The organism is Bartonella sp. AA2SXKL (assembly GCF_042197205.1).
GTDB lineage: Bacteria > Pseudomonadota > Alphaproteobacteria > Rhizobiales > Rhizobiaceae > Bartonella.
In genome coordinates this window covers 1-1,370 of record NZ_JBHIRN010000050.1, presented here as the reverse complement: position 1 = coordinate 1,370, position 1,370 = coordinate 1, and the positions used below count along the sequence as shown (strand labels likewise).

At 38.4% G+C, this 1,370-nt stretch carries 1 pseudogene; it reads left to right on the top strand.

From position 1 onward, the window contains the following. Window positions 1-1,370 (top strand): annotated as a pseudogene (locus ACFINS_RS09630) (hypothetical protein); the annotation flags it as partial.

Here is a 1,370-nt window from a genome sequence, read left to right as displayed (position 1 = left end):
AAGACTACAGCACCCGTTTCCCTCCATAATGTTAAAGATGGGAAAATTGCTGAAGATTCGCATGATGCGATCAATGGGAACCAAATTAATAAAATATCTGGAGATATAGCAAATTATTTTGGTGGTGGTGCCTCGTTCGAAAATGGTGCTTTTAAAGGACCAAACTATAGTTTATCTGTTATTGTTGAAGATGGTCAGGTGGCAAAAGCCAATTATCATGATGTTGGCTCAGCTTTGAGTGGTCTCGATGCAAATGTGAAGAGTGTGAATAGTCATCTCACGAATGTGGTCAATAATTTTACACAAAAAATCAATGATATTACACAAGAAGTCAAAGGGGATGCTTTGTTGTGGAGCAATGATGAGCAGGCATTTGTAGCACAGCATGGAGCAGACAAAGAAAATAGCAAAATTAAGTTTCTTGCTAATGGAGATATTTCTGCTAACTCAACCGATGCTATAAATGGTTCGCAACTTTATTTGATGAGTAATCAGCTTGCTGCATATTTTGGTGGTGGCGCTGGCTATAATAATGGAGAATGGACTGCTCCTACTTTCAAGATAGCACAATTCAAGGCTGACGGGAGCTCTGGTGAAAAGAAGGATTATCATAACGTTGCCAGTGCTTTTGACGGCGTAAGTGAGAGTATGTCTAAGATAAACGACCGTATTCAAAGTGTTGAAAACAATGTCTCGTCCAATGGTTTAAATTGGAATGAGCAGAAAAAAGCTTATGACGCTAGCCATGATGGTCAACCAAGTAAGATTATCAATGTAGCAGATGGTAAAATTGCAGAAGGTTCAAAAGATGCAGTCAATGGTGGACAGCTTTGGGAAACCAACGAACGTATCACTGGCGTTGAAAAAGATATTAAGCATATTGAAAACAGAGTCGACAATATTTCCACTACGGTTACGAATATTGGTGAAACGGTTTTCAATATTGAAGACAGAGTTGATAATATTGAGAACACGGTTAATAATCTTTCTGATGGTGCAGTTAACTATGATAAAGATGCTGATGGTAAAAAAACCAATAAGATCACTCTAAAAGGTGGCAACGAAAGTGAACCTGTTATGATTGATAATGTTGCCAATGGTCGCATTGAACAAGGTTCGAAAGAAGCTGTGAATGGTGGTCAACTACATGATTACACTCAGCAACAGATGAAAATTGTTCTCGATGATGCAAAAAAATATACGGATAGTCGGGTGGATAATATTGTTATTAATGCCATTGATGATGCTGTTGATCGGTCTGACCGATATACAGATATGAAGTTTAATATTTTAAGTTATGATATTAAGAGCGTACGGAAAGAGGCAAGGCAAGCAGCCGCCGTTGGTCTAGCAGTATCCAACCTACGTTA